The sequence below is a fragment of the Phenylobacterium ferrooxidans genome, from assembly GCF_042714595.1.
In the GTDB taxonomy this organism is placed as follows: Bacteria; Pseudomonadota; Alphaproteobacteria; order Caulobacterales; family Caulobacteraceae; genus Phenylobacterium; species Phenylobacterium ferrooxidans.
The window spans coordinates 16,294-39,154 of record NZ_JAOTJD010000020.1 but is presented as its reverse complement, the minus strand read 5'-3'; the positions used below and the strand labels follow the sequence as shown (position 1 = coordinate 39,154).

Annotated in this window: 32 protein-coding genes; 16 read left to right on the top strand and 16 right to left on the bottom strand. The window is 69.0% G+C overall.

The window, feature by feature from the left end:
• The first annotated feature begins 2 nt into the window (after positions 1-2).
• Complete coding sequence (pbpC, locus tag OCL97_RS11845) at positions 3-2,036, top strand: penicillin-binding protein 1C (protein ID WP_377370234.1); 2,034 nt, start codon at positions 3-5, stop codon at positions 2,034-2,036.
• Here pbpC and maiA read toward each other — a convergent pair.
• Complete coding sequence (maiA, locus tag OCL97_RS11840; RefSeq protein ID WP_377370233.1) at positions 2,033-2,680, bottom strand: maleylacetoacetate isomerase; 648 nt, start codon at positions 2,678-2,680, stop codon at positions 2,033-2,035. The two genes, pbpC and maiA, sit on opposite strands and share 4 nt — an antisense overlap.
• 1 nt (position 2,681) lies before the next feature.
• Positions 2,682-3,362: a fumarylacetoacetate hydrolase family protein gene (locus tag OCL97_RS11835; RefSeq protein WP_377370232.1), complete on the bottom strand. Its 681-nt coding sequence runs from the start codon at positions 3,360-3,362 to the stop codon at positions 2,682-2,684.
• A 142-nt stretch (positions 3,363-3,504) separates the two neighbouring features.
• Between OCL97_RS11835 and OCL97_RS11830 the strand changes: the two genes are divergently transcribed.
• Positions 3,505-4,713 carry a CaiB/BaiF CoA transferase family protein gene (locus OCL97_RS11830; RefSeq protein WP_377370231.1) on the top strand — a complete coding sequence of 403 codons (1,209 nt, stop codon included), beginning with the start codon at positions 3,505-3,507 and terminating at the stop codon, positions 4,711-4,713.
• Positions 4,714-4,735: 22 nt separating this feature from the next.
• Positions 4,736-5,209: a cupin domain-containing protein gene (locus tag OCL97_RS11825; RefSeq protein WP_377370230.1), complete on the top strand. Its 474-nt coding sequence runs from the start codon at positions 4,736-4,738 to the stop codon at positions 5,207-5,209.
• On the opposite strand, the gene OCL97_RS11820 is transcribed toward OCL97_RS11825, so the two are convergent.
• Positions 5,206-6,048, bottom strand: a complete 843-nt coding sequence (locus tag OCL97_RS11820) for a carbon-nitrogen hydrolase family protein (RefSeq protein WP_377370229.1) — start codon at positions 6,046-6,048, stop codon at positions 5,206-5,208. The two genes, OCL97_RS11825 and OCL97_RS11820, sit on opposite strands and share 4 nt — an antisense overlap.
• A 31-nt stretch (positions 6,049-6,079) precedes the next feature.
• Positions 6,080-6,589 carry a TetR/AcrR family transcriptional regulator gene (locus OCL97_RS11815; protein ID WP_377370228.1) on the bottom strand — a complete coding sequence of 170 codons (510 nt, stop codon included), beginning with the start codon at positions 6,587-6,589 and terminating at the stop codon, positions 6,080-6,082.
• A gap of 126 nt (positions 6,590-6,715) precedes the next feature.
• Here OCL97_RS11815 and OCL97_RS11810 point away from each other — a divergent pair, with 126 nt between their 5' ends.
• Positions 6,716-7,141 (top strand): PaaI family thioesterase, encoded by a 426-nt coding sequence (locus tag OCL97_RS11810; RefSeq protein ID WP_304775934.1) that lies wholly within the window; start codon positions 6,716-6,718, stop codon positions 7,139-7,141.
• Here the strand turns inward: OCL97_RS11810 and OCL97_RS11805 are convergent.
• The gene (locus OCL97_RS11805) at positions 7,138-7,977 is read right to left on the bottom strand and encodes an SDR family NAD(P)-dependent oxidoreductase (protein ID WP_377370227.1); all 840 of its coding nucleotides are present in this window, start codon (positions 7,975-7,977) and stop codon (positions 7,138-7,140) included. The genes OCL97_RS11810 and OCL97_RS11805 overlap by 4 nt on opposite strands.
• An 82-nt stretch (positions 7,978-8,059) precedes the next feature.
• On the opposite strand from OCL97_RS11805, the gene OCL97_RS11800 reads away from it, so the two are divergent.
• Positions 8,060-8,866 carry an alpha/beta fold hydrolase gene (locus tag OCL97_RS11800; protein ID WP_377370226.1) on the top strand — a complete coding sequence of 269 codons (807 nt, stop codon included), beginning with the start codon at positions 8,060-8,062 and terminating at the stop codon, positions 8,864-8,866.
• Between the two features lie 37 nt (positions 8,867-8,903).
• Here OCL97_RS11800 and OCL97_RS11795 read toward each other — a convergent pair whose 3' ends face one another.
• Complete coding sequence (locus OCL97_RS11795; protein WP_377370225.1) at positions 8,904-10,316, bottom strand: HWE histidine kinase domain-containing protein; 1,413 nt, start codon at positions 10,314-10,316, stop codon at positions 8,904-8,906.
• A gap of 198 nt (positions 10,317-10,514) precedes the next feature.
• Here OCL97_RS11795 and OCL97_RS11790 point away from each other — a divergent pair, with 198 nt between their 5' ends.
• The 4 genes from OCL97_RS11790 to OCL97_RS11775 all read left to right on the top strand — a co-directional run bounded on the left by OCL97_RS11790 (position 10,515) and on the right by OCL97_RS11775 (position 12,181).
• Positions 10,515-10,838, top strand: a complete 324-nt coding sequence (locus OCL97_RS11790; protein WP_215338128.1) for a glycine zipper domain-containing protein — start codon at positions 10,515-10,517, stop codon at positions 10,836-10,838.
• Positions 10,835-11,236 carry a hypothetical protein gene (locus OCL97_RS11785; protein ID WP_304775943.1) on the top strand — a complete coding sequence of 134 codons (402 nt, stop codon included), beginning with the start codon at positions 10,835-10,837 and terminating at the stop codon, positions 11,234-11,236. The genes OCL97_RS11790 and OCL97_RS11785 overlap by 4 nt, the downstream gene beginning before the upstream one ends.
• Positions 11,237-11,305: 69 nt before the next feature.
• Positions 11,306-11,983, top strand: coding sequence for a superoxide dismutase (locus OCL97_RS11780; protein WP_377370224.1), 678 nt, complete (start codon positions 11,306-11,308; stop codon positions 11,981-11,983).
• A 27-nt stretch (positions 11,984-12,010) separates the two neighbouring features.
• Positions 12,011-12,181, top strand: coding sequence for a DUF1328 domain-containing protein (locus OCL97_RS11775; protein ID WP_215338125.1), 171 nt, complete (start codon positions 12,011-12,013; stop codon positions 12,179-12,181).
• Positions 12,182-12,250: 69 nt separating this feature from the next.
• Here the strand turns inward: OCL97_RS11775 and OCL97_RS11770 are convergent, their stop codons facing one another.
• The 3 genes from OCL97_RS11770 to OCL97_RS11760 are packed head-to-tail and all read right to left on the bottom strand — an operon-like array spanning position 12,251 to position 14,269.
• On the bottom strand, positions 12,251-13,027 hold the full coding sequence (locus OCL97_RS11770; protein WP_377370223.1) for a metallophosphoesterase family protein: 777 nt from the start codon (positions 13,025-13,027) through the stop codon (positions 12,251-12,253).
• Positions 13,027-13,947 (bottom strand): diacylglycerol/lipid kinase family protein, encoded by a 921-nt coding sequence (locus tag OCL97_RS11765; protein WP_377370222.1) that lies wholly within the window; start codon positions 13,945-13,947, stop codon positions 13,027-13,029. Before OCL97_RS11765 ends, OCL97_RS11770 begins: the two co-directional genes overlap by 1 nt.
• A gap of 7 nt (positions 13,948-13,954) precedes the next feature.
• Positions 13,955-14,269, bottom strand: a complete 315-nt coding sequence (locus tag OCL97_RS11760; RefSeq protein WP_377370221.1) for a hypothetical protein — start codon at positions 14,267-14,269, stop codon at positions 13,955-13,957.
• Positions 14,270-14,434: 165 nt separating this feature from the next.
• Here OCL97_RS11760 and OCL97_RS11755 point away from each other — a divergent pair, with 165 nt between their 5' ends.
• Positions 14,435-14,893: an OmpA family protein gene (locus OCL97_RS11755; protein WP_377370220.1), complete on the top strand. Its 459-nt coding sequence runs from the start codon at positions 14,435-14,437 to the stop codon at positions 14,891-14,893.
• 190 nt (positions 14,894-15,083) lie between these two features.
• Here OCL97_RS11755 and OCL97_RS11750 read toward each other — a convergent pair whose 3' ends face one another.
• Complete coding sequence (locus OCL97_RS11750; RefSeq protein WP_377370219.1) at positions 15,084-15,410, bottom strand: PRC-barrel domain-containing protein; 327 nt, start codon at positions 15,408-15,410, stop codon at positions 15,084-15,086.
• Positions 15,411-15,556: 146 nt separating this feature from the next.
• Between OCL97_RS11750 and OCL97_RS11745 the strand changes: the two genes are divergently transcribed.
• Complete coding sequence (locus tag OCL97_RS11745; RefSeq protein WP_377370218.1) at positions 15,557-15,760, top strand: hypothetical protein; 204 nt, start codon at positions 15,557-15,559, stop codon at positions 15,758-15,760.
• A 19-nt stretch (positions 15,761-15,779) separates the two neighbouring features.
• A complete protein-coding gene (locus OCL97_RS11740) occupies positions 15,780-16,046 on the top strand; it encodes a hypothetical protein (protein WP_377370217.1) in 267 nt (88 codons plus the stop codon).
• Positions 16,047-16,115: 69 nt separating this feature from the next.
• Here OCL97_RS11740 and OCL97_RS11735 read toward each other — a convergent pair whose 3' ends face one another.
• Together OCL97_RS11735 and phyR are read right to left on the bottom strand one after the other, a co-directional pair.
• The gene (locus tag OCL97_RS11735) at positions 16,116-16,289 is read right to left on the bottom strand and encodes a DUF1328 domain-containing protein (protein ID WP_377370216.1); all 174 of its coding nucleotides are present in this window, start codon (positions 16,287-16,289) and stop codon (positions 16,116-16,118) included.
• Positions 16,290-16,387: 98 nt separating this feature from the next.
• Complete coding sequence (gene phyR / locus OCL97_RS11730; RefSeq protein ID WP_304775966.1) at positions 16,388-17,182, bottom strand: anti-anti sigma factor/receiver protein PhyR; 795 nt, start codon at positions 17,180-17,182, stop codon at positions 16,388-16,390.
• A gap of 164 nt (positions 17,183-17,346) precedes the next feature.
• On the opposite strand from phyR, the gene nepR reads away from it, so the two are divergent.
• From nepR to OCL97_RS11710, 4 genes are read left to right on the top strand one after another with little or no spacing between them, the layout of a single operon-like run.
• A complete protein-coding gene (gene nepR / locus OCL97_RS11725) occupies positions 17,347-17,595 on the top strand; it encodes an anti-sigma T factor NepR (RefSeq protein WP_377370215.1) in 249 nt (82 codons plus the stop codon).
• The gene (locus OCL97_RS11720; RefSeq protein WP_310541258.1) at positions 17,595-18,200 is read left to right on the top strand and encodes a sigma-70 family RNA polymerase sigma factor; all 606 of its coding nucleotides are present in this window, start codon (positions 17,595-17,597) and stop codon (positions 18,198-18,200) included. The genes nepR and OCL97_RS11720 overlap by 1 nt, the downstream gene beginning before the upstream one ends.
• A gap of 14 nt (positions 18,201-18,214) precedes the next feature.
• Positions 18,215-19,939, top strand: a complete 1,725-nt coding sequence (gene phyK / locus OCL97_RS11715; RefSeq protein WP_377370214.1) for a sensor histidine kinase PhyK — start codon at positions 18,215-18,217, stop codon at positions 19,937-19,939.
• A 44-nt stretch (positions 19,940-19,983) separates the two neighbouring features.
• Entirely contained in the window at positions 19,984-20,121 is a 138-nt protein-coding gene (locus OCL97_RS11710; RefSeq protein ID WP_304775974.1) for an entericidin A/B family lipoprotein, read from the top strand.
• Positions 20,122-20,193: 72 nt separating this feature from the next.
• Here OCL97_RS11710 and OCL97_RS11705 read toward each other — a convergent pair whose 3' ends face one another.
• The 4 genes from OCL97_RS11705 to chpT form a co-directional block, all read right to left on the bottom strand.
• Complete coding sequence (locus OCL97_RS11705; RefSeq protein ID WP_377370213.1) at positions 20,194-20,820, bottom strand: hypothetical protein; 627 nt, start codon at positions 20,818-20,820, stop codon at positions 20,194-20,196.
• A gap of 51 nt (positions 20,821-20,871) precedes the next feature.
• Complete coding sequence (locus OCL97_RS11700; protein WP_377370212.1) at positions 20,872-21,699, bottom strand: CheR family methyltransferase; 828 nt, start codon at positions 21,697-21,699, stop codon at positions 20,872-20,874.
• Positions 21,696-22,061 carry a response regulator gene (locus OCL97_RS11695; protein WP_304775983.1) on the bottom strand — a complete coding sequence of 122 codons (366 nt, stop codon included), beginning with the start codon at positions 22,059-22,061 and terminating at the stop codon, positions 21,696-21,698. Before OCL97_RS11695 ends, OCL97_RS11700 begins: the two co-directional genes overlap by 4 nt.
• Before the next feature lie 114 nt (positions 22,062-22,175).
• The gene (chpT, locus tag OCL97_RS11690) at positions 22,176-22,859 is read right to left on the bottom strand and encodes a histidine phosphotransferase ChpT (protein ID WP_304775985.1); all 684 of its coding nucleotides are present in this window, start codon (positions 22,857-22,859) and stop codon (positions 22,176-22,178) included.
• Positions 22,860-22,861 lie beyond the last annotated feature (2 nt).

Genomic DNA, 22,861 nt, shown 5'->3' with positions numbered 1-22,861 from the left:
AGGTGCGCCGCATCACCCTGGCGCTCCTCGCCCTGCTCGCGGTCGAGACGGCGGTGTTCGCCCTGGACGCCCTGCTGCCGCCGGATCTGTCGCGCGCCCAGCGGTCCTCACCGGTGGCCCTGGACCAGCGCGGCGCCTGGCTGCGCGCCCTGCCGGTGGAGGACGGGCGATGGCGGATCCGGGCCGATCTGGCGCGGACGGACAAGATCTTTCAACGCCGCCTGGTGGCCATCGAGGACGCGCGGTTCTGGCTGCATCCCGGGGTCGACCCCATCGCCGTGATCCGGGCGGCGGGCTCGGCGATGGTTCGCGGCCGGGTGACCTCCGGCGCCTCCACCCTGACCATGCAGACCGCCCGCCTGCTGGAGCCCCGCCCCCGGACCCTCGGCGCCAAGCTGATCGAGATGATCCGGGCGGTGCAGATCGAGGCGCGCTATTCGAAGCGCGAAATCCTGGCCCTCTACCTGACCCTGGCCCCCTACGGCGGCAACCTGGAGGGGGTGCGGGCCGCCAGCCTCTCCTATTTCGGCCATGAGCCGGAGACCCTGACCAACAGCGAGCAGGCCCTGCTGATCGCCCTGCCCCAGTCGCCCGAGGCCAGGCGGCCCGACCGCCGCCCCGATGCGGCGCGCACCGCCCGCCGCGCGGTGCTGGACAAGATGGTGCGCGCCCGGCGCATGACCGAGGCCGACGCCAGCGAGGCCGACAGCGAGCCCCTGCCCGGCCGCGCGCCCTTCCCCGCCATGGCTTGGCATGCGGCCGGAGAGCTGGCCCGCGCCGCGCCCGCCTCCCAGGCCTCGGTGGTCTCGACGATCGACGCCGGCCTGCAGTCGCGGCTGGAGCCCCTGGCGGCCGCCGTCTCCCGCGCCCAGGGGCCGGAGGACACCGCCGCCATCCTGGTGGTGGAGATCAAGAGCCGCGCCGTCCGCGCCGCCGTCGGCTCCGGTGGCCTGGAGCGTCCCGGGGGCTGGATCGACATGACGCGGGCGATCCGTTCGCCGGGGTCGACCCTGAAACCCTTCATCTACGGCTTCGCCTTCGACGACGGCATCGCGGCGCCCGACACCGAGATCAATGACGCCCCCCGCCGCTTCGCCGACTACCAGCCGGAGAACTTCGACCGGGTCTTCCACGGCAAGGTCACGGCGCGGGAGGCCCTGTCCCACTCCCTCAACGTGCCCGCCGTCGAACTGCTGGAGAAGGTGGGGCCGTCCTCCTTCGAGGCGCGGCTGGCCGCCGTTGACGTGACCCTGGTGCGGCCTCGGCGGCAGCTTCGCACGCCGGGCCTAGCCATCGCGCTCGGCGGCGTCGGGATCAGCCTGCGGGACCTGGCGGTGCTCTATGCGGCGCTCGGCGATGGCGGCGTGGCCAAGCCGCTGGCCTGGACGCAAGCCGAGGCCAGGAAGCGCCCGCGACAGGGGGGCGACCGGCTGATGCGCGGGGCCGCCGCCACCCAGGTGCTGGACATTCTGCGCGAGACCCCGCCGCCGGCCGGCTCAAGCCCCGCGGCGCTCACCAAGGGCCGGCCGCTGATGGCCTTCAAGACCGGCACCTCCTACGGCTTCCGCGACGCGGTGGCGGCGGGCATTGTCGGCAAGTACGTGATCCTGGTGTGGACCGGGCGGGCCGATGGGGGCGCGCGGGGCGGCCTCACCGGACGCGACGCGGCCCTGCCCCTGCTGTTCGACGTCGCCGACCTGCTGGACGCTCCGGCCGCAGCCCCGCGCCCCATCGCGCCCCGCGCGGCGCCGGAGGCCCTGCGAAAGCTGGACACCGTCACCCCCGGCCCACGCCTGATCTTCCCGCCGGACGGCTCGGCCGTGCAGGTGGAGAGCTTCGGCCCCAAGTCTCGGGGCCTGGTCCTGGCCGCCGGCGGCGAGGGCCTGGCCTGGTACATCGATGGCGAGCCCCTCGCCCGCGACCCGGTGTCGGGCCGCGTGGTCTGGCGGCCCAAGGGCCCCGGCTTCTACCGCCTGATGGTCATCGACAGCGAGGGCCGCAAGGTGACCGCAAGGGTCCGGGTGCGGGGGAACTAGGCCGGGATCGCGTCCGGTTGGTTCTCGGGCAGGGCGGCGATAAAGGCTGGGTGCTCCTTGGACCGCAAGCCCACCGCCTGGATCGCCGGCCAGGCGTCCAGCTCCACCTTGTAGCGGGCCGCCGAGTAGATCTGCGGGATCAGGCAGCAGTCAGCGATCGTGGGCGTGTCGCCGAAGCAGAAGCCCTGGCCATACTTGGCGATCATCGGCTCGAGCGTGTTGAAGCCGTCGACGATCCACCGCTCGGTCCACTTGGCGCGGCGCGGGGCGGCGACGTCCATGGCCTCCAGCGCCCGCTGAACCCGCATATTGTTCAGGGGGTGGATGTCGCAGGCGATGATCCCCGCCATGGCGCGGACCCGGGCGCGGTCGAGCGGGTCCCTGGGCAGCAGGGCGGGTTCCGGATGGGTCTCGTCGAGATATTCCAGGATCGCCAGGCTCTGGGTCAGGACGTCGGTCCCGTCGCCCAGGTCCAGGGTCGGCACCAGGCGCTGGATATTGACCGCGCGATAGGCCGGCTTGTGCTGGGCGCCGCCCACCAGGTCGACGGGCTCATAGGCGTAGTCGAGCCCCTTGAGCGCCAGGCCGATGCGCACGCGATAGGGGGCGGTGGCCCGCCACTGGGAATAGAGGGTCAGGCTCATCTCAGCCCACCGTGAAGCTGAGGGCGCCGACGCCGTCGACGCCGCCTTCGATCTTGTCGCCGGCCACGATGGGCGCGACGCCTTCCGGCGTGCCGGTGAAGATCAGGTCGCCGGGCGCCAGGGTCCAGAGCTTGGAGGCCTCGGCGATGATCTCGGCCACGTTCCAGATCATGTCAGCCACCACGCCTTCCTGCTTCACGGTCCCGTTCACCGAAATGGCGATGCGCCCCTGGGGCGCCGGGCCAGTCCAAGGTTTAATGGCGGAGATCGGGGCAGAGGCGTCGAAGGCCTTGCCGGCTTCCCAGGGCTGGCCCTTGTCCTTGGCGGCGTTCTGCAGGTCCCGGCGGGTCAGGTCGACGCCGACCGCATAGCCGTAGACCAGGTCCAGGGCGCTCTCGACAGGCACGTTCGAGCCGCCGCCCTTCAGGGCCACCACCAGTTCGATCTCGTGGTGCAGGTTGGCGGTGCGGGACGGATAGGGGACCGCGGCCCCGGGCGCGACGATGGCGTCGGCGGGCTTGGCGAAGAAGAAGGGCGGATCGCGGTCGTCGCCCCCCATCTCACGGCGGTGGGCGGCGTAGTTGCGTCCCACGCAGTAGATGCGGCGGACGGGGAAGAGGGCGCTCGAGCCCTCGACGGGGACGCAGGCCTGGGCCGGCGGAGCAAGGACGTAGTCGGTCATGAGAGCCGCCTTACGCCCGCGCCGGGTGGAAGGGAACCCCGCGCGGGCGCGCGACGGGAACCCGGCCGGCGAGATTGACAGACGCGGGGTCAGGCGGGTCCAACGGGTCCGCCATCCAAGCCGACCTGCCCGGAGACCCCAAATGACCGACGCCGCCAACCAAGGCCCCCTGAAGGACCTGGTGGTCATCGAGATGGGCACCCTGATCGCAGGACCGTTCGCGGGCCAGATTCTCGGGGATTTCGGGGCCCGGGTGATCAAGATCGAGGACCCCCGGGTGGGCGACCCCATGCGCCAGTGGGGCCGCAGCCTGCCCCAGGGCCTGTCGCCCTGGTGGCCGGTGATCGGGCGTAACAAGCAGTCAGTGGGCCTGGATCTGCGAACGCCCGAGGGCCGCGAAATCGCCGAGGGCCTGATCGGCAAGGCCGACATCCTGATCGAGAACTTCCGGCCCGGCACCATGGAGAAGTGGGGCATGGGCTATGAGGCGCTCGCGGCCGTCAATCCGCGCCTGATCATGGCCCGGGTGTCGGGCTTCGGCCAGACCGGGCCCTACGCCACCCGCGCCGGCTACGGCCTGATCGGCGAGGCTATGGGCGGCCTGCGCCACGTCACCGGCGAGCCCGACCGGCCCCCGGCGCGGGCCGGCATCTCCATCGGCGACAGCCTGACGGCCATGCACGCGGTGATGGGGATCACCATGGCCCTGCACCACCGGGCCAATACCGGTCGCGGCCAGATGCTGGACGTCGCCCTCTATGAGAGCGTGCTGGCGGTGATGGAGAACCTGGTCACCGAGTACGACCTCACCGGCTATGTCCGCGAACGCTCCGGCTCGATCCTGCCTGGGATCGCTCCGTCCAACGTCTATCCCTGCGCGCAGGGCGAGATGATCCTGATCGGCGGCAATGGCGACACCGTCTTCGCCCGCCTGGCGCAGACGATGGGTCGGCCCGACCTGGCCAAGGACCCGAAGTTCGTCGACCACGCCTCGCGCGGGGTGAACCAGGGCGAGCTGGACGACATCATCGCCGACTGGACCAAGGACTTCGCGCTGGCCGACCTGCTGGCCCTGCTGGAGGCCGACGGCATCCCCTCGGGCCGGATATTCCGCGCGCCGGACATGCTGGAGAACGAACAGTTCCAGGCGCGCGACACCATCGTGGAGACCGACCATCCGGTGTTCGGCAAGATCAAGATGCAGAACACCTTCCCCAGGATGTCGGAGACCCCGGGCAAGGTCCGCTGGCCTGGGCCCACCCTCGGCCAGCACACCGACGAGGTGCTGACCGGCCTCGCGGGCCTTACCGCCGGGAGGGTGGCGGAGCTGCGGGCCAAGGGCATAGTCTAGGGCTTCATCCGGAGGCGAGCCGATGTCCGATATTCCGCAAGACGCCTGGAGGCACACTGGGGTGCGCGTGGTCCCCGGCGACCAGCTCGACACCAATACGCCTCAGACGCCCGGCATGGACCGGGCCGCGGCCATCAACTTCGCCCGGGTTGGAGCCCAGAAGCTCTGGGCGGGGACAGTGCACATCCACGCCGACGCCAAGACCGGCGCCCATCACCACGGGCCGTTGGAGAGCGTCATCTATGTCCTGAAAGGCCGGGCCCGGATGCGCTGGGGCGAGAAGCTGGAATTCACCGCCGAGGCCGGTCCCGGCGACTTCATCTATGTCCCGCCCTATGTGCCGCACCAGGAGATCAACGCCTCGGCAGATGAGACCCTGGAATGCCTGCTGGTGCGCAGCGACAGCGACGCGGTGGTGGTGAACCTGGACATCGAGCCGGTGGAGAAGCCGGAAGGGATCGCCTGGATCGACCCGATCCACAAGGCGCCCGTCTAGAACCGGCTCTGGTCGCGGCTCCGCCGGTCATCAAGATTGCGCGCGCCGTAGATGTCACCGGTCCGGGCCTTGGCGCGCCAGGGCCGGGCCTTGTTGAGCGCCATGTCGAGCGCCGGATCGGACCGGTCGAGATCGGTGATCGCCAGGGCCGGCTGGCCGTCGCGGCACGCCTGGGACAGCCAGTAGCCGTGAGGCCCTATGACGCCGGAGCTCAGCACCCGGCTGAACTGGGCCGGCGCCGACAGACTGACCCAACAGTTGGTGGCGGCCGCATAGGCCTGAGCCAGCACCCCGAAGATCGGGTCCTCCGAATAGGTGGAGAACAGGACGACGTCGGCGCCCAGGGCGGCGTATTCCAGGAAGAGTTCGGGAAAGTTGACCTCGATGCAGAGCGCCAGGCCGAAACGGAAGCCGCCGGCCTCGAACACCAGGGGATCACGTCCCGGCGTATAGAAGTCGGCGAGCTCGCTGCCCGAGATCAGCCGTTTGTCGTAGCGGCCCGCCAGTTCTCCCTGGGGCGAGATGACGTAAAGGCTATTGTGCGGACGGGTCTCGCCCGAGAGCCGGTGGTTGGCGCCGACCACGACCCAGAGCTCCAGCTCGGCGGCAAGCTTGGCGATGTCTTCCAGCTCGCGGCGCAGCCCTTCCCAGTCCACCGACCAGCCCTTGAAGTGGGCCTTGCCCGCGCCCGAGGGGTAGCCCGACACCGCGCCTTCCGGAAAGTGCGCCAGGTCCGCCCCGGCGGCGCGGGCCTGACGCATCAGGTCGCGGACCGCGGCGGCGTTGGCGTGCTGGTCGAGACCGACAAGACTCTGGGCGACCGCGAGGCGAAAACTCATGGGGCGAAGTTCCAGGGGCCCCTCTGGAAGGTCAAGGCGAATACCGCTCCACCAGCTTCATCAGCGCGTCCTCCAGCCCGGGATCGGTGAGCACCGGGGAACCCTCCAGCACCGCGGCGCGGATCACCCCGATCACCGCGCGGCTGATGACGAAGCGGTCCAGGCGGTCGCCGGGGTGGCGCTCGATCAGACGGTTGGTGGTCTTCTCCTCGGCCGCGATGTGCTCGGTGGCCAGGATCGCCTTCAGGCAGGCCCGCCGCGTGGTCGGGCGGTCGGCCATGATGGCGATCTGGGCGCGGATCGCCAGGCGCGCGGGCGAGACCCCGTCCGGCCCCGCCGCCGCGATCAGCTGCGCCCTTACCTTGGCGTTCTCGGCCAGCGCCATGGCCACCAGGATCGAGGCCTTGTCGGCATGGTATTGGTAAAGCGTGCCGATGCTGATCCCCGCGCGCTCTGCGATCGCATTGGTGGTAAGCGCCGCCTCCCCCTGACCCTCCAGAATCTGAGCGGTGGCCTCGAAGATGGCTGCCTGAGTCGCCACCGCCCGGGCCTGTCTCGGTTGTCGGCGTTGGGATTGCGCCATGCGCCCGGGGTCTCCGTGGAAGGCGAGTAGCCGAACCTGAGCATAACTCGGATTGTCCGGGCCTCAACAGGGGAGGCGCGACAGATGACCTGGGCGACGGAACGGCTGGACGCGTTGAAGGCGGGGGCGACAGAGGTCCCGCCGGTGGTGACGACCCTGAGGATGGGAACCCTGGAGGACTGGGGCCCGGGCTGGGTGCGCAAGACCTGGCGACCCACGCCGGAGATCCTCAACGGCGATGGCTCGCTGTTCGGCGGCTATCTGGCCGCCCTGGCCGACCAGATCCTGGCCTTTGCCGCCATGACCGTCGTGCCCGACGAGACCTACTACCGCACCATCAATCTGCAGATGCAGTTCGTGAAGGTCGGCGCCGCCCGCCCCCTGACCATCGAGGGCCGGGTGACGGCCTCCACCCGCCAGCTGATCACCGTGGAGGCCGACTTCCGCCGCGAGGACGGCGAGCTGATCGCCCGCGCCGCCGCACAGCAGATCCTGATGCCGAAGGTCTAGGAAGAGAGCCCCAGCCGCTTGCCGACCATGTTGTCCACAACGCGCCTGGGCAGGTTGGCCATCATGAAGGTGGTCAGGGGGTTGGGGGCGACGGTGTAGCGGACCTTGGGTTTGGCGGTGGTCAGGGCCTTGGCCACCGCCTCCCCGATAGCTTCCGGGGGCAGGCCGGCGGCGCCGCTGGAGGTCATGAAGGCGTGGACCTTCTGGAGGGCCGGATAGAAGGGGGTGTGGCGATAGGGTTCGATGTCCTCGGGGCGCGCCTTGCCCCAGATCGGCGTGGCCACCGCGCCGGGGGCCACCACGATCACGTCGACACCGAACAGCATCAGCTCGCGGCGCAGGGACTCCGACAGGCCCTCCACCGCGAACTTCGATGCGTTGTAGGGCGCCAGGAAGGGCGAGCCGTTCTTGCCCCCCACCGAGCTGATATTGACGATCCGGCCCGAGGTTCCCTTGCCGCCCGCGTTCAGCAGCGGGGCGAAGGCCTGGGTCGCGATCACCACACCCGTCAGATTGACCTCGATCTGCTGGCGGAAGTCGGCGATGGGCAGGTGCAGCAGCGGGCCGGCGACGGCCACCCCGGCGTTGTTCACCAGGCCCATCAGGGTCTCGCCGGCCAGGGCGACCCGCACCTGCTCGGCGGCGGCGCGCACGGCGGCCTCGTCGGTGACGTCGAAGATCAGGGGGACGAAGCGGTCGCCGAATTCCTGACGCAGGCGGTCGGCGTCCGCGGCCTTCCGCACGCTGCCGAACACCCGGACCCCCTGTCCGGTCAGCACCTTGGTGATCCCCCAGCCGATGCCGGTGGAGACTCCCGTGACCACGACGCTCTTCATGATGCTTCCCCGCTTGCCTGGCTGCCCTGCTCGTCCGAACCTAGGCGAAGCTTGCGCCGCTGTCGCGGCAGGGAGAGTTCGTATGCCCACCGCCCACGTGAACGGCCTGGATCTCTATTATGAGCGGGCGGGATCTGGTCCGCCCCTGTTGTTCATTTCCGGCACCGGCGGCGACCTCCGCAACAAGCCCAACCAGTTCGACGGGCCGTTTCCCAAGGCCTTCGACGTGGTGTCCTACGACCAGCGCGGCCTGGGGCGTTCGGACAAGCCCGACGTCGCCTACAGCATGGCTGACTATGCCGACGACGCCTCGGCCCTGATGGGGGAGCTGGGCATCGATCGCGCCCACATTGTCGGCGTCTCCTTCGGCGGCATGGTGGCCCAGGAGCTGGTCCTGCGGCATCCGCGCCGGGTGAACCGCCTGGTCCTGGCCTGCACCTCGCCAGGTGGGGCCGGCGGCGCCTCCTTCCCCTTCCACGAGATCGACCACCTCAAGGGCGAGGCCCGCGCCAGATACCTGACGCCGATCTCCGACACCCGCCGCGACGCCGCCTGGGCGGAAGCCAACCCCGACACCTACAGGCAGATCATCGCCATCAGTTCGGCCGATCCCTATGGCGAGGAACCGGGTCACGAGATGGGCGCCCGGCGTCAGCTCGAGGCCCGCGCCCACCACGACACCTGGGACCGGCTGGACCAGATCGAGGCGCCGACCCTGATCGCCGCGGGCCGCTATGACGGCATCGCCCTGCCGGCGACCCAGGAGAACCTGGCCAGCCGGATCAAGGGCTCGACGTTGCGGTTCTTCGAGGGCGGCCACCTGTTCATGATCCAGGACCGCACGGCCACGGCGACCATGATCAGGTTCCTGAACGGCGAAGAGATCTGACTTCATGCTGCCCCGCCCCCGGGGCGTGAGCGGGAGACTAGGCCGCGTTGAGCAGGGCCGAGACCGCGGCGGCCACCTGGGTCACGTCGTAGGGCTTGCGAATGATCGGAGCGTCGAAGCCGAGCGGCGCGCCGGTGTCGCCGTAGCCGGTGGCGAAGACGAAGGGGATGCCGCGGGCCGCCAGGGCCTCGGCCACCGGATGCACCGAAAGACCGTTGAGGTTGGCGTCCAGCACGGCGGCATCGATATGGCCGTCCAGCAGGGCCATGGCTTCGGCCAGTTCATAGGCCGGCCCCACCACCTCGGCGCCGGCGTCGGCCAGGCCGGTCTCCAGCTCCAGGGCCAGCAGCACGGCGTCCTCGACGATCAACACCCGCGACCCGCGCAGGTCCGTGGGCTGGTCGGTCCTGGGCGTGGTTTCGAACACCCGGACCGCCGGGGCCTCGGGCACGTTTTCGGGGCGGTCCACCAGGGTCTGGGCCCCGGCGGTGACCCGCACCCGCACGCCGGCAGCGCGGAATTCGGGGACCACCTCGCCGTTCAGTTCTCGCCCGGTGACCTGGGCCAGCAGGGTGGAGCCGAAGCCCTTGTGTCCGGGGACGCCGACCGGGGGCCCGCCACTCTCGTTCCAGGTCAGTTCGAACCCGCCCTCCGGCCGCTCCGTCCAGCGGACATCGACCCGGCCGGTGTCGGTGGAAAGCGCCCCGAACTTCACCGCATTGGTGGCCAGTTCGTGCAGGGCCAGGGACAGGGCGTTGGCGGCGCGCGGCGTCAGGAACAGCTCGGGCCCCTCCCAACGGGTTTGACCAGGGGCGATGCCTCCGAGTTCGGCGGCCGCCAGGTGGGCGATGGCCGCGCCACGCCAGCGAGCGGCCGTCAGAAGCTCGTTTGCCGAGCCCATGGACTTCAGCCGGCCGGCGAAGTTGGAGAGGAAGCTCTCGAGGGACGTGGTGCGCTTGGCGGTCTGGTAGGCCAGGGACTGGACCGCGGCGAGCACGTTCTTCACCCGATGGTCCACCTCGGCCATCAGGGTGCGGCGCTGGTCGTCTTCGACCCGGCTGTCAGTGATGTTCTGGACGACGCCACAGAGGGCGGTCATCTCGCCGGCGTCGTTCAGGACCTGGATCCCGGCCGCCCGCAACCAGATGATCTCGCCGTTAGGCCCTGGCTGCAGGCGGTACTCGGCTTCGTAGCGACCCTCGGCGCGGAGGCTCTCCTGAATCTGAAGGGTCAGGGCATCCCTGTCGTCGGGATGCACGAACGCCTGAATATCCGCGGCGCCATCTACGGGGATTTCACCGGACGGCATGCCGGTGATCGCGGCCATCCGGTCGCTGACGATGAAAACGCCGCGGACGACGTCCCACTCAAACTCGCCCAGACGCGCAGCCTGGAGCGCGAGGTCGAGGCGCTTACGGTCCAGGTTCAGGCCGGCGGCCTTCTCACTCATGAGAAGACCATAGATCGCTGTTTGCGCCGATGCGACAGGAACCGTGGGCTGAGGGCCCCAATGCCGAACACAATTCGATCAGGCGCGACAGCTTTGCGCCGCAGCCGGAACCGGCCTAAGATGGTGGCGTTCTGGCTGTGCTTCCCCACGCTCGCAAGGCCTTGCGGGGGCTGCCCCTAATTTTCTGGAGATTCTTCAATGCCCGCGAACGCCGTCGAACGGACTGCCGAGGAAGCCAAGGCCGCCGCCAATTCCGTGGCCGAGGCCGCGACCCAACTGGCCAGCCAGGCCGAACGCAGCTTCGCCGAAGCCGCGAAGCGCTTTGAGAAGGTGGTCGCCGAGGGCATGGAGCAGGTTCGCGCCCAAAGCCGCACCTATGCCGACAACGCCGGCGAACATCTCGACGAGGCCCAGCGCTACGTCGTCGAGCGCGTTCGCGAGAAGCCCCTGATGGCCGCCGGCACCGCGCTGGGCGTTGGTCTCCTGGTGGGTCTGCTGCTCGCCAGCGGCCGCAACCGTTGATCTTCAAGAAAGCCGTTCTCTACGTCTCGGCCGTCTCCGCGCTTGGCGCGGCGGCGGTCGTTGTCGTCGTGGCGCTGGCCTTCACGCTCTATGCGGCCGTCCTGCCGCAGGTGGGGCCGGCCTGGGCCGCAGCCTCGGTCGCCGGTGCGGCCGCAGTGTTGATGGCGCTGTGCGCGATGGCGCTGCTGATCAAGGTGAACCCGCCGAGGCTTGGAAAACAGGCCGAGGAGCGAGACACCCTCACCCGGCTGATCGATCTCGCCAAGGAAAAGCCCATCGTCGCGGCCAGCGCCATCATCGGCGCCAGCCTGGTGGCGCTGAGGAATCCGAAGATCGTGGCCACGGTGCTCGCCACCGCCATGGCCACACGCTCCGCCGACAAGGCGAAGAAAAAGTAGCGAACCTCACGCAGGTTCAGGGGTTTCGGAAGGGACGGGCGTTTCACGCCCCCCAACCGGAACCCCGCCATGTTTGAACTGCCCCCCCTGCCCTACGACCACGCCGCCCTCGAGCCGGTGATCTCGCGCGCCACAATGGACGTGCATCACGGCAAGCATCACAAGAAATACATCGAGACGCTGAACGCCCTGCTGGCCAAGGCCGGCCGCACGCCGGACAGCCTCGAGGACGTGGTCCGGGAGGCCGCCGGCGATGACGCGGCCAGAAAGCTCTTCAACAACGCCGCCCAGGCCTGGAACCACACCTTCTTCTGGACCGCGATGAGCGCAGGGCGCCAGGCGCCCGAGGGTGTTCTGATCCAGGCGATCGCCCGTGACTTCGGCGGACTCGAGGCTCTGAAGGCCGCCTTCGTGGAGAAGGGCGCCGCCCACTTCGGCTCGGGCTGGGTCTGGCTGGCCGCCGAGGGCGAGGCCCTCAAGGTGCTCTCCACCCATGACGCCGAGGACCTGCTGATCCATCGCGGCCTTACCCCCCTGCTGGTCTGTGACGTGTGGGAGCACGCCTACTATCTGGACCACAAGAACGACCGTGAGGGCTTCCTGAACGCCTGGTTCGACGCCCTGCCGAACTGGAGCTTCGCCGAGGGCCAGTACGCGGCGTCGCGTGGGGAAGGCCAAGCCTGGACCCATCCGGCGCCGGTGAAGCCCGCCGCGGGAACGGCTGAGCTTGATGCACGTTCAAGCTAGGTACGCCAACCAACCGGAGCTTCCCCCATGCTGAGCTGGGCCCTGACCTTCCTGGTGGTCGCCTTGATCGCCGGCCTCCTTGGCTTCACCTCGATCGCGGGCGCCGCGATGGGTGTCGCCAAGATTCTGTTCTTCGTCTTCCTGGTGCTGTTCGTGGTCAGCCTCGTCATGCACCTCGTCCGCGGGCGAAGCGTCTAGACACGCCTCAGACGAACGTCAAAGAGCGCGCCTCCGACCTGGTTGGGGACGCGCTCTTCTTTGTGCAGGTCAGCGCCGCGTCAGCGACCAGGTGCGCTCCGACTCGTACTTGCTCCCGGTCCAGGCCTTGGCCGTGACCCGGATCTCGGCGCCCTCGGTCTCCACGATGTTGAAACCCGGCGGAACGCCGCGCTCGCGGATCGAAAGGGTTCCGCAACCCGCCGCGTAGGTCTTGCCGTCGCCATAGCCGTAGGGCCAGGTAAAGGGGGCGTGGATGTGCCCGCTCAGCACCAGGTCGACCCCGGCTTCGGCGAAGGCCTTGGCGGCGGCCTCCCCGTTCCAGACCTTGCCGGTCATGGGCCCGCCGATCATCTCGGTGAGCGGATGGTGGCAGACGACGATCTTCAAGGTGTCGGCCGGCGCCGCGGCGAACCAGGCTAGGGCCTCCTGCACCTGGTTGTCGGAAATCTGCCCCTTCGACCAGTTGGCGCGGGGCTGGACCCCGCGCGCTGTGTTGACGCCGTACACCGCCAGGCCCGGCGCCAGATGAGTCTGGAAACGGGCGGGGCCGATGGCGCGCTCATAGCGGGCGAAGGGGGAGAACAGACGATCATACCAGGCGAGGTACGGAGCGTCGTGATTGCCCGGCGTCACCAGCCTGGGTTCGGGAAGCTGCTTGAGCCATGCGGCGGCGGACGCGAACTCGCCCTTCTCGCCGAAGCGGGTCAGGTCGCCGGAGACCACCACCAGATCGAGCGGATCGGCGGCAAGACACTCGGTCGCTGCGGCCACCGCCTCGACGTTCTCGCCGCCGAAGTGGATGTCGGACAGGTGGGCGATGCGCATCAGTTCGCCGCCTTGACCGTCTCTTTGGGCGCATCTCCGCCGGCCTCGGCGTGGTCTTGCTTGGGCGGAGCCAGTACCCGCGTGACCGCGCTTTTCCAGCTCACCTGGACGCTGGCCTTCAGACGCGCGGGCTCCCCGTCCAGCACGGCCGGTATGCCGCTCGAAGCCCAGACCCGGGCCTGCCGGCAGGCCACGGCCTCGACCGCGGGATCGTCGCGCCAGTCGCCCATCACGCTGTGCAGCCCGATACGCAGCGCCTCGGCCACGCCGGTGGGATCGAGCGCAGCGGCCTCCAGGAACTGGTCGTCATCATTCAGAGCGCGCGAGGCGATGGGGCACATGAAGGTCATGGCCTCGGCCTTGCCGCGCGTCGCGCCGTCGAGGCTGTAGCGCAGGCGGCCGGAAAAGGCCCGGCGCCACGCCCGCCGGGCGCGGTGGAAGGCGATCACCGGGCGACCCTCGCGCACCGCCTCGCGGGCGGGCGCCAGCAAGGCTCCGGAGCCAAGGATGGCCGCCACCAGGAACAGGCGGCCGTCCACCACGCCACCGCCGATCGTGCGTTCCTCGCCGTGTTCAAGAGTGTCGCGCAGGGCGGCCTTCCAGTCGGTGGTCCCATAGACCGCCTTGGGCAGCATATTCATGGTCCCACCTGGCAAGGGCGCGATCATCGGTCCGTCCATGCCGCAAAGCTCGGCCGCGGCGCGCGCGGTGCCGTCCCCGGCCAGGATCACCAGCAGGTCGGGGGCGCGGTCGATGGCGGCCTGCAGGCAGCCCGCCAGGTCGCCGCCCTCGGGCACGCACACATTGGCCTTGCCGCCGAACTCGGCCAGCAAGGCGCGCGCCTCGTCAGGCGCTGCGGCTCCGACACTGCCCGAGGCGGTGTTGGCGATCAGTTCGATGCTGCGGATCTTGGCCCCCATGCGGAGCTCAGCTTTCCGTCTGGCGGAAGGTCTTGGCCTTCAGGTCACGAGCGGCGTCCATGACCACGGGCTGAGCACGATTGGTGGCCAGGGCCAAGCCATGATCGACGATCCCGCCGCTGCGGGCGAAGGACCCTTCCTTGACGGCCAGGGCCAGCACCACGCCGCCCACCAGGGCGGCGGCGAAGGTCAGGGTCATCATGATCGGGTGACGCTTGCGCGCCTTGCGCTCGTCACGGCGGCCGCGCTCATAGGCGTCGCGAACCTCCTGCTCTTCGTGCGCCAGGGCGTCGGGCGAAGTGTTGCGGCGATTCCACAGCATGGTCGTGGTCTCCGGTCGCTTGTTGGACTCACGAAACGGTGGAGGCTGTTGGGGGTTCCCCTTATGGCGGCGGCGAACGCGAAGCGTCGCCAGGCGTTGCAGCTGTGGATGGCTATGCCGCGGCGCTGGGCTAAGGTGGCGGCTTGTTCCTAGAGGGTGTGGCTGATGACGATGGTTCGTGGACTTGGTGCGGCGGTTCTGGTGGTGGCGGTCCTGGGGGCCGGCTGCACGACAATGACCAGCGCCCGCGACCGCATCGTCACGCGCGAGGCGAGTTGCGCCGACGTGACGGCGGAGATCTACTTCGAGCCTGACTCCGCCGAGGTCACCAAGGAAGGCCGCGCCGTCCTGCGCGCCGCCGCCGATCAGGCCAAGGGCTGTCAGGTGGACAAGGTTCTGGTGATGGGCCTGGCCGACGCCGCCGGCATTCCCGCCGCCAACCTGGAACTGTCCAGGCAAAGGGCGTCTTCCGTCACCCAGGCGCTGGCCGCCAGCGGCCTGCCCGCCGCCGAGTTCGATCTGAGCGCCGCGGGCCAGGCCGGCTCCACCACCACCGGCGGCGACAATCGGCCCCTGCGCCGTCGCGCCGACGTCACTCTCAAGCTTTCGACCCCGCGCAAGTAGGCCGGCAGGGCGCAAAGAAAAGGCGGCTCTGGGGGAGCCGCCTTGAAGGTGTGCACGTCGAGAATGGGGTGCGAAGGCGGCAGACCGGCGTGTGCGCCGGCCTCAAGTCGGGGGGGGGCGTCGCCGCCTTCGCAAATATCAAACACACCGCAAAATCCTTTGTTCCCGTTCTGCGAGCGTTTTTCAGAATTTATTTCGCCGCCAGATCCACCGCCGGCATGGAGTCGAACTCCGCCTTGCTGAGCGGGATGACAAAGCGGTCGCCGTCCGCGCTCAGGGCCTTGTAGGGCAGGCTGCGCGGGCCGGTCGGGCGTGCGCCCTTCGGCTGAACCAGGACCTGCAACGGGCGTCCGTCAGCGCCGGCGATCACCTTGGCGATCGTCCCCACCACCGCGCCATCGGAGGCGCGAACTTCGCGACCTTCCAGGGCCGCGCCCTGCGCAGAGGCGAGGTTGGCGAAGGCGAACATGAGACCGGCGGCGAGACCGGCGGCGAGAACGTACCTGGGCTTGATCATGGTGCTCAATAGATGGGGAGGCCGGGACCTCATTGCGACCCATCTTGCCGCAACGCACCTGAACCGTCGATGAGCGGGAACAGCAGCACGGCTGTGGCGTTAGCCAGATGCGGGCGTCCGGCTCGCGTCGAACTCGGGGGTCCCCCATGATCCGCGCCTTTGATGCGCCCACCAGCGGAGTGGTCAATTTCACCGCGCCGAGCCCGCGCCAGCGCCAGACGCGCCGCCGCGCCGCCGCCATCGCGGTGGTTTTGGGGGTCGCCTTCGCCGGCGGCCTGATCGGCCAGCTCAGCGCACGCGACGCCGCCGGCCCGGTTCCCCCCGGTCCATTCAGCTATTTCCCGAACTAGGTAACAAGGAGCCACCCCCATGGCCTTCCTCTCCCGCAATTCCGACCACACCGTCCTCAACGCCACTCGCGCCCGCCAGGGCCGTTTCGGTCGTCATGTCTTCTGGGTGCTGCTGGTCTCCACCGCCCTTGCCGCCATGGCTCTGTTCGGCGCCTGGACCTGGCAGGCCGACAACCTCGCCTCCACCGAGGTCAACAATGCGCGCCAGCCGGCCGATGCTCAGATCTTTGACGCCGGAGCTCCGGCGGAGAACACCCAGCAGACGTCGCCCGACGCCCCGCGATAAGGCTCTCGCGCCTACAATGCAAAACGGCCGCCCAGTGGGCGGCCGTTTTCATATCTCGATGTCTGGGGATCAGAGGACCGACTGCCCCCGCACCGCGCGGATGACAAAGCTGCCCACCAGCAGCACCAGGAAGATCACGAACAGCACCTTGGCCACGGTGGCGGCGAGGCCCGCAAGGCCTATGAAGCCCAGGAGGCCCGCCACGATGGCGAGGACGGCGAAGATCAAGGACCAGCCCAGCATGGAATCGACTCCGGAACCATGGCCCCGCCCGACGCGGCGGCCTGAAAACGAAAACGCCGGCGCGAGGCCGGCGTTCCGTTCAAGCCATGGCTCGAAGATCAGGCGGCTTGCTTGGCGTTCCGGGGATGGAAGAACAAGGCCTGGCCGATCGCCGCCTTCACCGTTTCGGGCTGGAAGGGTTTGGTGATCAGGAAGGTGGGCTCGGGGCGCTCGCCGGTCAGCAGGCGTTCGGGGAAGGCGGTGATGAAGATCACCGGTACATCGTAGCGGGCCAGGATGTCCTTCACGGCGTCGATCCCGGAGGAGCCGTCGGCCAGCTGAATGTCGGCCAGCACCAAGCCCGGGACCTTGCGATTGACCGCGTCGACCGCCTCGGTTCGGGTTGCGGCGATATCCACCACGGTGTGGCCCAGTTCGGTGACCAGGGCCTCAATGTCCGCGGCGATCACCGGTTCGTCCTCGATGATCAGGACGTCGGTGGCCAATTCGGCGTCGATCTCAGCTTGCGCCTCGCCGATCAGTCCCTCCACCTCGGCGAAGTCGGCGCCCAGGATCTGGGCGGCCTCCGACGGCGTAAAGCCCTCAAGAGCGGTCAGCAGGAAGGCCTGGCGCGACCGGGGCGCGATCCGCATCAGCCGGCCACTGGCGTCGTCGCTCGTGACACCGCCATCGCGGGGCTCAAGCTTGGCGCCCGTGCTCAGCCAGATGGCGTGGAAGACGTGATAGAGCGCCACCCGCGGCGTGAGATTGGCCTCAAGGACCCTCTCGCCAGCCGCCAGGGCCTCCAGCGCGACACGGACATAGTGATCACCGGTGGTTTGATCGCCGGTGAGGGCGCGGGCGTAGCGGCGCACATAAGGAAGATGCGGCGCCAGTCGGGCTAGCAGACTCAAGGTTTTACCCTCCCCGTTTTAGGAACACGCGACCACGTCGGGACAACTCGCCCGATAGCGCTCAGCATAGCGCTGGAAACGTCGCTGTGGGGAACCGGTTCCCTAAGGCGTGCGTTTTGTCCATCCTAGAGCGCGATCATGGGAACCGGAACCGGAGCGGGACGTTGACGGGCGACGAGGACCAATCGAGGGGGCAAGCGCCGCGCAAGCGGGGCGTCGAGGACATGATCGAACCAGCATCCAATGTGGACCCGCGGAAAGTCTCCGCGGTTCTCGATGAAGCCCGACTTCGGCAGCAGGCCATTGGCGCGCGTCTGCGCCAGATGTTTGACGAGGTCGTCAACGAGCCGGTCCCCGACGAATTCCTGGATATCCTCCGCAAGGCTGACAAGCGTTCTTCGGAGAACGGCTAATGGCCGGGGACGATTCCAAGAACGCCAACCGCTCGCCTGCGGACGACGAGGCGTTCAAGCGCGAACTCGTCAAACTGATCCCCCACCTGCGCGCCTTCGCACGGACCCTGGCCGGAGAACCGGCCGGCGCGGACGATCTGGCGCAGGACGCCATGATGAAGGCCTGGGACGCGCGCAACAGCTTCCAGATGGGCACCAACATGAAGGCCTGGACCTTCATGATCCTGCGCAATCAGTTCTATTCGGAGAAGCGTCGGTCCTGGCGGCAAAGCCAGCTCGACCAGGAAGCCGCCGAGCGCACCCTGGTGGCGGTGGACGACCCCGAGGCGCCCGTCGCCCTGGACGAATTGCGCCTGTCGCTGGCCATGCTGCCGGCAGAGCAGCGCGAAGCCCTGGTGCTGGTGGGCGCTGGGGGCTTCGCCTACGAGGAGGCCGCCGAAATCTGCAACTGCGCGGTCGGCACCGTGAAGAGCCGGGTCAGCCGCGCGCGGCGCGCCCTGCACGCGATCCTCGACGACGGGGCCTATGATCGTGATGGTGGAGCCGCCGGCGACGCGATGCGCTCCATCCTGGCGGATGCGGAGCGCCTCTCTAGCGCCCGCTAGGCGACGGGCAAGACATGATCACATCCCCCTGGGGTTCTCTGTCGACGATCCGGGTGCGCCTTACCGCCGCGCTGGCCGCGGCCCTGTTGCCGGTGCTGATCCTCGGCGCGATCCAGTCCTCCATGGCCTTCCGTCGAGAGGGCGAGATCGTCCGCCAGAACCTCGCCGCCTCGGCCGAGCGCAGCGCCGCCACGGCGCGGGCTCGGATAGAGGCCGCTGACATCCTGCTGGAAACCCTGGCGCCGGCTTCCGTCGGCCTCCAATGCGCCCAGCGCCTGGCCGAGGTGACCCAGCGTATCCCCGGCTATTCAAACCTGATCCGTTTCGACCGGCGCGGCCGGGTCGCCTGCGCCGCTCATGATGTTCCCAGTGACCCAGCCCGCGCCGAGCGCCCCTGGTTCCAGCAGCTCGCCGAGGGCGACAACCTGGTGGTCACCCGCGATCCCGGCGCCGTCTATGGCCGCGAACCGGTGCTGCTGGCGGCGGTCCGCTCCACCGATCCCAAGGTCGGCTTTGACGGCGCCCTGGTGGCGGTGATCTCCCTGCAGAGCCTGGCCCCGCGCCTGGCCGACCGTTCCCTGCCCGACGAGGCCGAGGTGGCCCTTGCCGATGGGCAGGGCGACTACATGAACCTCACCGACCGCGAGGCGTTTCCCGCCTTGCCGCGCGACTGGCGCGCCCGCGCCGACGCCAAGGGCTCGGTGGTCTGGTACGCCGAGGATCGCCGCGGCCAGCGTCGGGTCTACTCCGCCGCGCCGCTGGTGGGGGACGACCTCTATGTGATCCTCTCGGCCAGATCCCAGGGCCTGTTCTCCTGGGCGCGGCTCAACCCCCTGACCGGCCTGCTCTTCCCAATCCTGGCCTTCGTTCTGGCCCTGCTGGCGGTGCTGGTGGTGACCGAGCGAGTGGTGATCCGCTGGATCGCTTATCTGCAGAGGATCGCGGCGCTCTATGCCCGGGGCCGCCTGACGGTGCGTCCGGTCCAGGCCGAACAGGCGCCGCCGGAAATCCGCGACCTGGCCGAAACCCTGGAGCAGATGGCCGACGCCATCGTCGGGCGCGACGCCACCCTGCGCGACAACCTGGCCCAGAAGGACGCGCTGATGCGCGAGATCCATCACCGGGTGAAGAACAACCTGCAGGTCATCTCCTCGCTGCTCAACATGCAGCAGCGCGCCCTTACCGACCCTGCCGCCCGGGCGGCCATGTCCGACACCCGTCAGAGGATCACCGCGCTCGCCCTCATCTATCGCGCTCTGTACCAGGGCCCGGACCTGAAGAAGGTCGATCTGCGGCCCTTCCTGGAGGAGCTGACCGCCCAGCTCATCTCCGCCGAGGCCCTGCATGGGGCCCTGGTGAAGACCGAGATGCATGTGGACGCCCTGGTGATCGACCCAGACAGGCTGGCGCCGCTCGCCCTGTTCGCCGTCGAGGCGATCACCAACGCCCAGAAGCACGCCTTCGCCGGCCGAGGCGGCACGCTGACGGTCACCTTCAAGGTGCGCGGCGACGAGGCGGAGCTGGATATCAGCGACGACGGGCAGTCCAGCAATGACGTGCTTACGGCGTCCGGCGTGGGCAGGACCCTGATGACCGCCTTCGCCCGTCAGCTGCGCGGTCGGACCGAGTTGGTGCGCAATGAAACCGGCGGCGTGACGGTCCGACTCGTCTTCCCGACCCCCGGTCTCGAAAATACAGTGAAGCCTGAGGACCAATCAGGGAACCAGGCTGCAGCCTGACCGTTCGTCTCCCGCAAGTTCAACATCCCCGGGGAGACACCCACATGCGTAAGCTCGCTCTACTGGCCGTCGTGGCCGCCACCTTCGCCATTTCCGCCTGCAACACCCTGTCGGGTGCTGGCCAGGACGTGTCCGCCGCCGGTTCGGCTGTGACCAACACCGCCGAAGACGCGAAGAACTAAGACCTACAAGCCCACTCAGGGCCGAACGTCCCGCCGCAGTCTCTGCGGCGGGATTTTTCGTGGGCGAAGGGTTCAGTCGCCGCCGAACCAGACGAACGCCCGGCTGAGCTTCTGGCCCATGGCCGCGAGCGCCCCGTCCAGCACGGTCTCCTCAGCCCCGCCGGCCTGGACCCGCTCCAGGGCCTTGGCGTCGATCCGGCCGTCGAAGCTGACCTCTCCCAGCACATCGTCCCGGCCGTGGAAGCTCAGCTGCTCGGACGTGATTCTGTAGGCCGTGGGCAGAACCCGCCGGCTGACCTCGTGATAGGGCTGGCCCAGCTCATTCTCCCGCTGGGGGCTGGTCACGTCGTCGAACTCCAGCATCACCGGAGCGTAGTTGGGCGAGATCCTCTGGCCCTTTTCGTAGCTGGCGAACTCCTCGGGCGAGCCCAGATGCAGCTGGCGGAGCTTGAAGTTTCCGAACTGGACGGGCGCCTTGGGGAAATAATAGCCGAACAGGTTGAGGCCTGGCTGATGGAAGAAGCCGGTCAGACGGGCGGCAGGAGCCGGTGTCGCCACGGGTCCCGGCGGCGCGACAGGCGGTGTCGGCTGTCCCGGAGAGACCGGCGCGGACGGCTCCTGGGTGGGCTTGTTGCAGCTGGCCAGGGCCAGGGTGGCGGCCAGGATCGCGGCGGTCGCGGACAACAGGCGCTTGGACATCGAAAAATCCCCCGAGTGATGGAGGCAGTCTAGGTGGTGTGGCTCCGCCTGTCAGGCGGCGGCGCGAAAGGAAGGATTGCGGGCGTACAGCCCGGGTCGCCCGCTGACGGGCTGGAAGGCCTCCGAGAGGCCAGTGGCGGTCTCCCCCAGGCCCAGGAACAGGAAGCCGTCGGGGCTCAAAGCCCGGGCCAGGTTCTCCAGCAGGCGGGCTCGCATCGGCTCCACCATGCCGTTCAGCACATATCGGCAGAAGATCACGTCGAAGCGGCCGGCCGCCGAGAGGTCGGCCACCAGATTGATGCGCCGCCAGCGGACCATCTGACGGATCCGCGGGGCGAGCGCCCACATCTCGTCGGCCTTCTCGAAGTGGCGCACCAGCTGGCGGATCGGCAGGCCGCGCTGGATCTCGAACTGGGTGTAGAGGCCGCTCTGGGCCTTTTCCAACGCACGCTCCGAGAGGTCCGAGGCGAACAGCTCCAGCTTGGCGCCCGGAATCAGCGCCCGCTGATCCTCGATGGTCATGGCCAGGGAATAGACTTCCTGGCCCGAACCGCAGGCCGCGCTCCAGATGCGGATCGGCTCGCCGTCGCGCAGCCGCGCGAGGGTGGGCAGGATTTCGTCCCGGAACAGGGCGAACGGCGCGCGGTCGCGGAAGAAGGCGGTCTCGCTGGAGGCCATGCACTCGACGATCGCCCAGGCGAGCCGGTCCTCACGCTTGGTGCGCAGGGTGGCGATCATCTCGTCGATGGAGCCGAAGTTCTCACGCCGCGCCACCGGGCCCAGGCGGCTCTCCAGCAGGTAGGTCTTGTGCGGGTCGACGAAGAGCCCGGCACGGGCCGCGCAGAGCTGGACCACCAGATCGATGTCCTCGGACCTCATGCCAGTCCGGCCTCGGCGAACTTCGAGGCGATGATGTCGCCGTCGAAGGGCTTCATGATGTACTCGTTGGCGCCGCAGTCGAGCGCCTCGCGGATGCGTTCGATGTCATTCTCGACGGTGCAGAACACCACGGTGGGCCTGTCGCCGCCCGGCTCCTGCCGCAGGTGGCGCAGGAACTCGATCCCCGTCATCACCGGCATGTTCCAGTCCAGCAGCACCGCATCAGGCATGGCCGCCCGGCACCAGGCAAGCGCCTCCATCCCGTCGGACGCCTCGGCGATCTCGAAGCCGATGTCCTCCAGAATCCGTCGGGCGACCTTGCGGATCACCCGGCTGTCGTCAACGACGAGGCAGGTCTTCAACGGGATACTCCACCCTTCAACCGTCTTCTCGCGCGCGGTTGGTTAAGGAGCCGTATTAACCCGCCCGGAATTCACATTTCGCGCGGCTAGGTCGCAGGCCGATGTGACGGCCGCTCAGGCCGGAATGCTGGCCGCGAAGGTGACCTGCTCTTCAGTGACGTCGGCGAAGATCCGGCCGCCCGCGTCGGTCAGGAACAGGTGGACGTAATAGGCCTGGACCCAGTGGCCGTGCAGTCCCTCCCCCATGGCCTCGCCGCGCAGGCCGGCCAGGACCTCTGAGCGCAGGCGGGCGCGGGGACCGATGGCCTCCACCGCGAGCACCACGGTGGCGCCCTCCACCACCGCGCGGATCTTGGCGACACCGCCGGTGGGCAGGGCCGCGCCGGCCATCTGGGCCAGGTTGAGAATGGCCCGCGCCGCCGGTTTGTTCAGGGAGGCAGGCTCCACCTGCCAATCCATTTCGGCGCGCATATGGGCGAAGACGCCCTGGGCCAGCTTGGCCAGTTCGCGGGCGTCGAACATCTCGGCCGTCGCCGACGCGCCGAAGGCGACCCGGGTGAAGGACAGCAGGTCGGCCAGTTTGCGCGCGCTGCCGGCGATCAGGTTCATGGCGTCTTCGCGCATGTCCTGGGCGCTGGGATCATCCAGCAGGTCGAGGCCCGAGACGATGGCGCTCGCGGGGCTGATGAAGTCGTGACACATCCGCGCCGCCAGATATGCGGCGACCTCGGCGGTGCGCGGCGCCGGGGGGAGCTCCCCGGAGGGTTCGGCGGGGGCGTTCTGGTCGATGTCTGACATGA

Excerpts from the sequence above, each read along its gene's own strand:
- maiA (WP_377370233.1), bottom strand. The coding sequence starts at position 2,680 with ATGAGCCTGACCCTCTATTCCCAGTGGCGGGCCACCGCCCCCTATCGC.
- OCL97_RS11835 (WP_377370232.1), bottom strand. The coding sequence starts at position 3,362 with ATGACCGACTACGTCCTTGCTCCGCCGGCCCAGGCCTGCGTCCCCGTC.
- OCL97_RS11830 (WP_377370231.1), top strand. The coding sequence starts at position 3,505 with ATGACCGACGCCGCCAACCAAGGCCCCCTGAAGGACCTGGTGGTCATC.
- OCL97_RS11825 (WP_377370230.1), top strand. The coding sequence starts at position 4,736 with ATGTCCGATATTCCGCAAGACGCCTGGAGGCACACTGGGGTGCGCGTG.
- OCL97_RS11820 (WP_377370229.1), bottom strand. The coding sequence starts at position 6,048 with ATGAGTTTTCGCCTCGCGGTCGCCCAGAGTCTTGTCGGTCTCGACCAG.
- OCL97_RS11810 (WP_304775934.1), top strand. The coding sequence starts at position 6,716 with ATGACCTGGGCGACGGAACGGCTGGACGCGTTGAAGGCGGGGGCGACA.
- OCL97_RS11805 (WP_377370227.1), bottom strand. The coding sequence starts at position 7,977 with ATGAAGAGCGTCGTGGTCACGGGAGTCTCCACCGGCATCGGCTGGGGG.
- OCL97_RS11800 (WP_377370226.1), top strand. The coding sequence starts at position 8,060 with ATGCCCACCGCCCACGTGAACGGCCTGGATCTCTATTATGAGCGGGCG.
- OCL97_RS11795 (WP_377370225.1), bottom strand. The coding sequence starts at position 10,316 with ATGAGTGAGAAGGCCGCCGGCCTGAACCTGGACCGTAAGCGCCTCGAC.
- OCL97_RS11790 (WP_215338128.1), top strand. The coding sequence starts at position 10,515 with ATGCCCGCGAACGCCGTCGAACGGACTGCCGAGGAAGCCAAGGCCGCC.
- OCL97_RS11780 (WP_377370224.1), top strand. The coding sequence starts at position 11,306 with ATGTTTGAACTGCCCCCCCTGCCCTACGACCACGCCGCCCTCGAGCCG.
- OCL97_RS11775 (WP_215338125.1), top strand. The coding sequence starts at position 12,011 with ATGCTGAGCTGGGCCCTGACCTTCCTGGTGGTCGCCTTGATCGCCGGC.
- OCL97_RS11770 (WP_377370223.1), bottom strand. The coding sequence starts at position 13,027 with ATGCGCATCGCCCACCTGTCCGACATCCACTTCGGCGGCGAGAACGTC.
- OCL97_RS11765 (WP_377370222.1), bottom strand. The coding sequence starts at position 13,947 with ATGGGGGCCAAGATCCGCAGCATCGAACTGATCGCCAACACCGCCTCG.
- OCL97_RS11760 (WP_377370221.1), bottom strand. The coding sequence starts at position 14,269 with ATGCTGTGGAATCGCCGCAACACTTCGCCCGACGCCCTGGCGCACGAA.
- OCL97_RS11755 (WP_377370220.1), top strand. The coding sequence starts at position 14,435 with ATGACGATGGTTCGTGGACTTGGTGCGGCGGTTCTGGTGGTGGCGGTC.
- OCL97_RS11750 (WP_377370219.1), bottom strand. The coding sequence starts at position 15,410 with ATGATCAAGCCCAGGTACGTTCTCGCCGCCGGTCTCGCCGCCGGTCTC.
- OCL97_RS11745 (WP_377370218.1), top strand. The coding sequence starts at position 15,557 with ATGATCCGCGCCTTTGATGCGCCCACCAGCGGAGTGGTCAATTTCACC.
- OCL97_RS11740 (WP_377370217.1), top strand. The coding sequence starts at position 15,780 with ATGGCCTTCCTCTCCCGCAATTCCGACCACACCGTCCTCAACGCCACT.
- OCL97_RS11735 (WP_377370216.1), bottom strand. The coding sequence starts at position 16,289 with ATGCTGGGCTGGTCCTTGATCTTCGCCGTCCTCGCCATCGTGGCGGGC.
- OCL97_RS11720 (WP_310541258.1), top strand. The coding sequence starts at position 17,595 with ATGGCCGGGGACGATTCCAAGAACGCCAACCGCTCGCCTGCGGACGAC.
- phyK (WP_377370214.1), top strand. The coding sequence starts at position 18,215 with ATGATCACATCCCCCTGGGGTTCTCTGTCGACGATCCGGGTGCGCCTT.
- OCL97_RS11710 (WP_304775974.1), top strand. The coding sequence starts at position 19,984 with ATGCGTAAGCTCGCTCTACTGGCCGTCGTGGCCGCCACCTTCGCCATT.
- OCL97_RS11705 (WP_377370213.1), bottom strand. The coding sequence starts at position 20,820 with ATGTCCAAGCGCCTGTTGTCCGCGACCGCCGCGATCCTGGCCGCCACC.
- OCL97_RS11700 (WP_377370212.1), bottom strand. The coding sequence starts at position 21,699 with ATGAGGTCCGAGGACATCGATCTGGTGGTCCAGCTCTGCGCGGCCCGT.
- chpT (WP_304775985.1), bottom strand. The coding sequence starts at position 22,859 with ATGTCAGACATCGACCAGAACGCCCCCGCCGAACCCTCCGGGGAGCTC.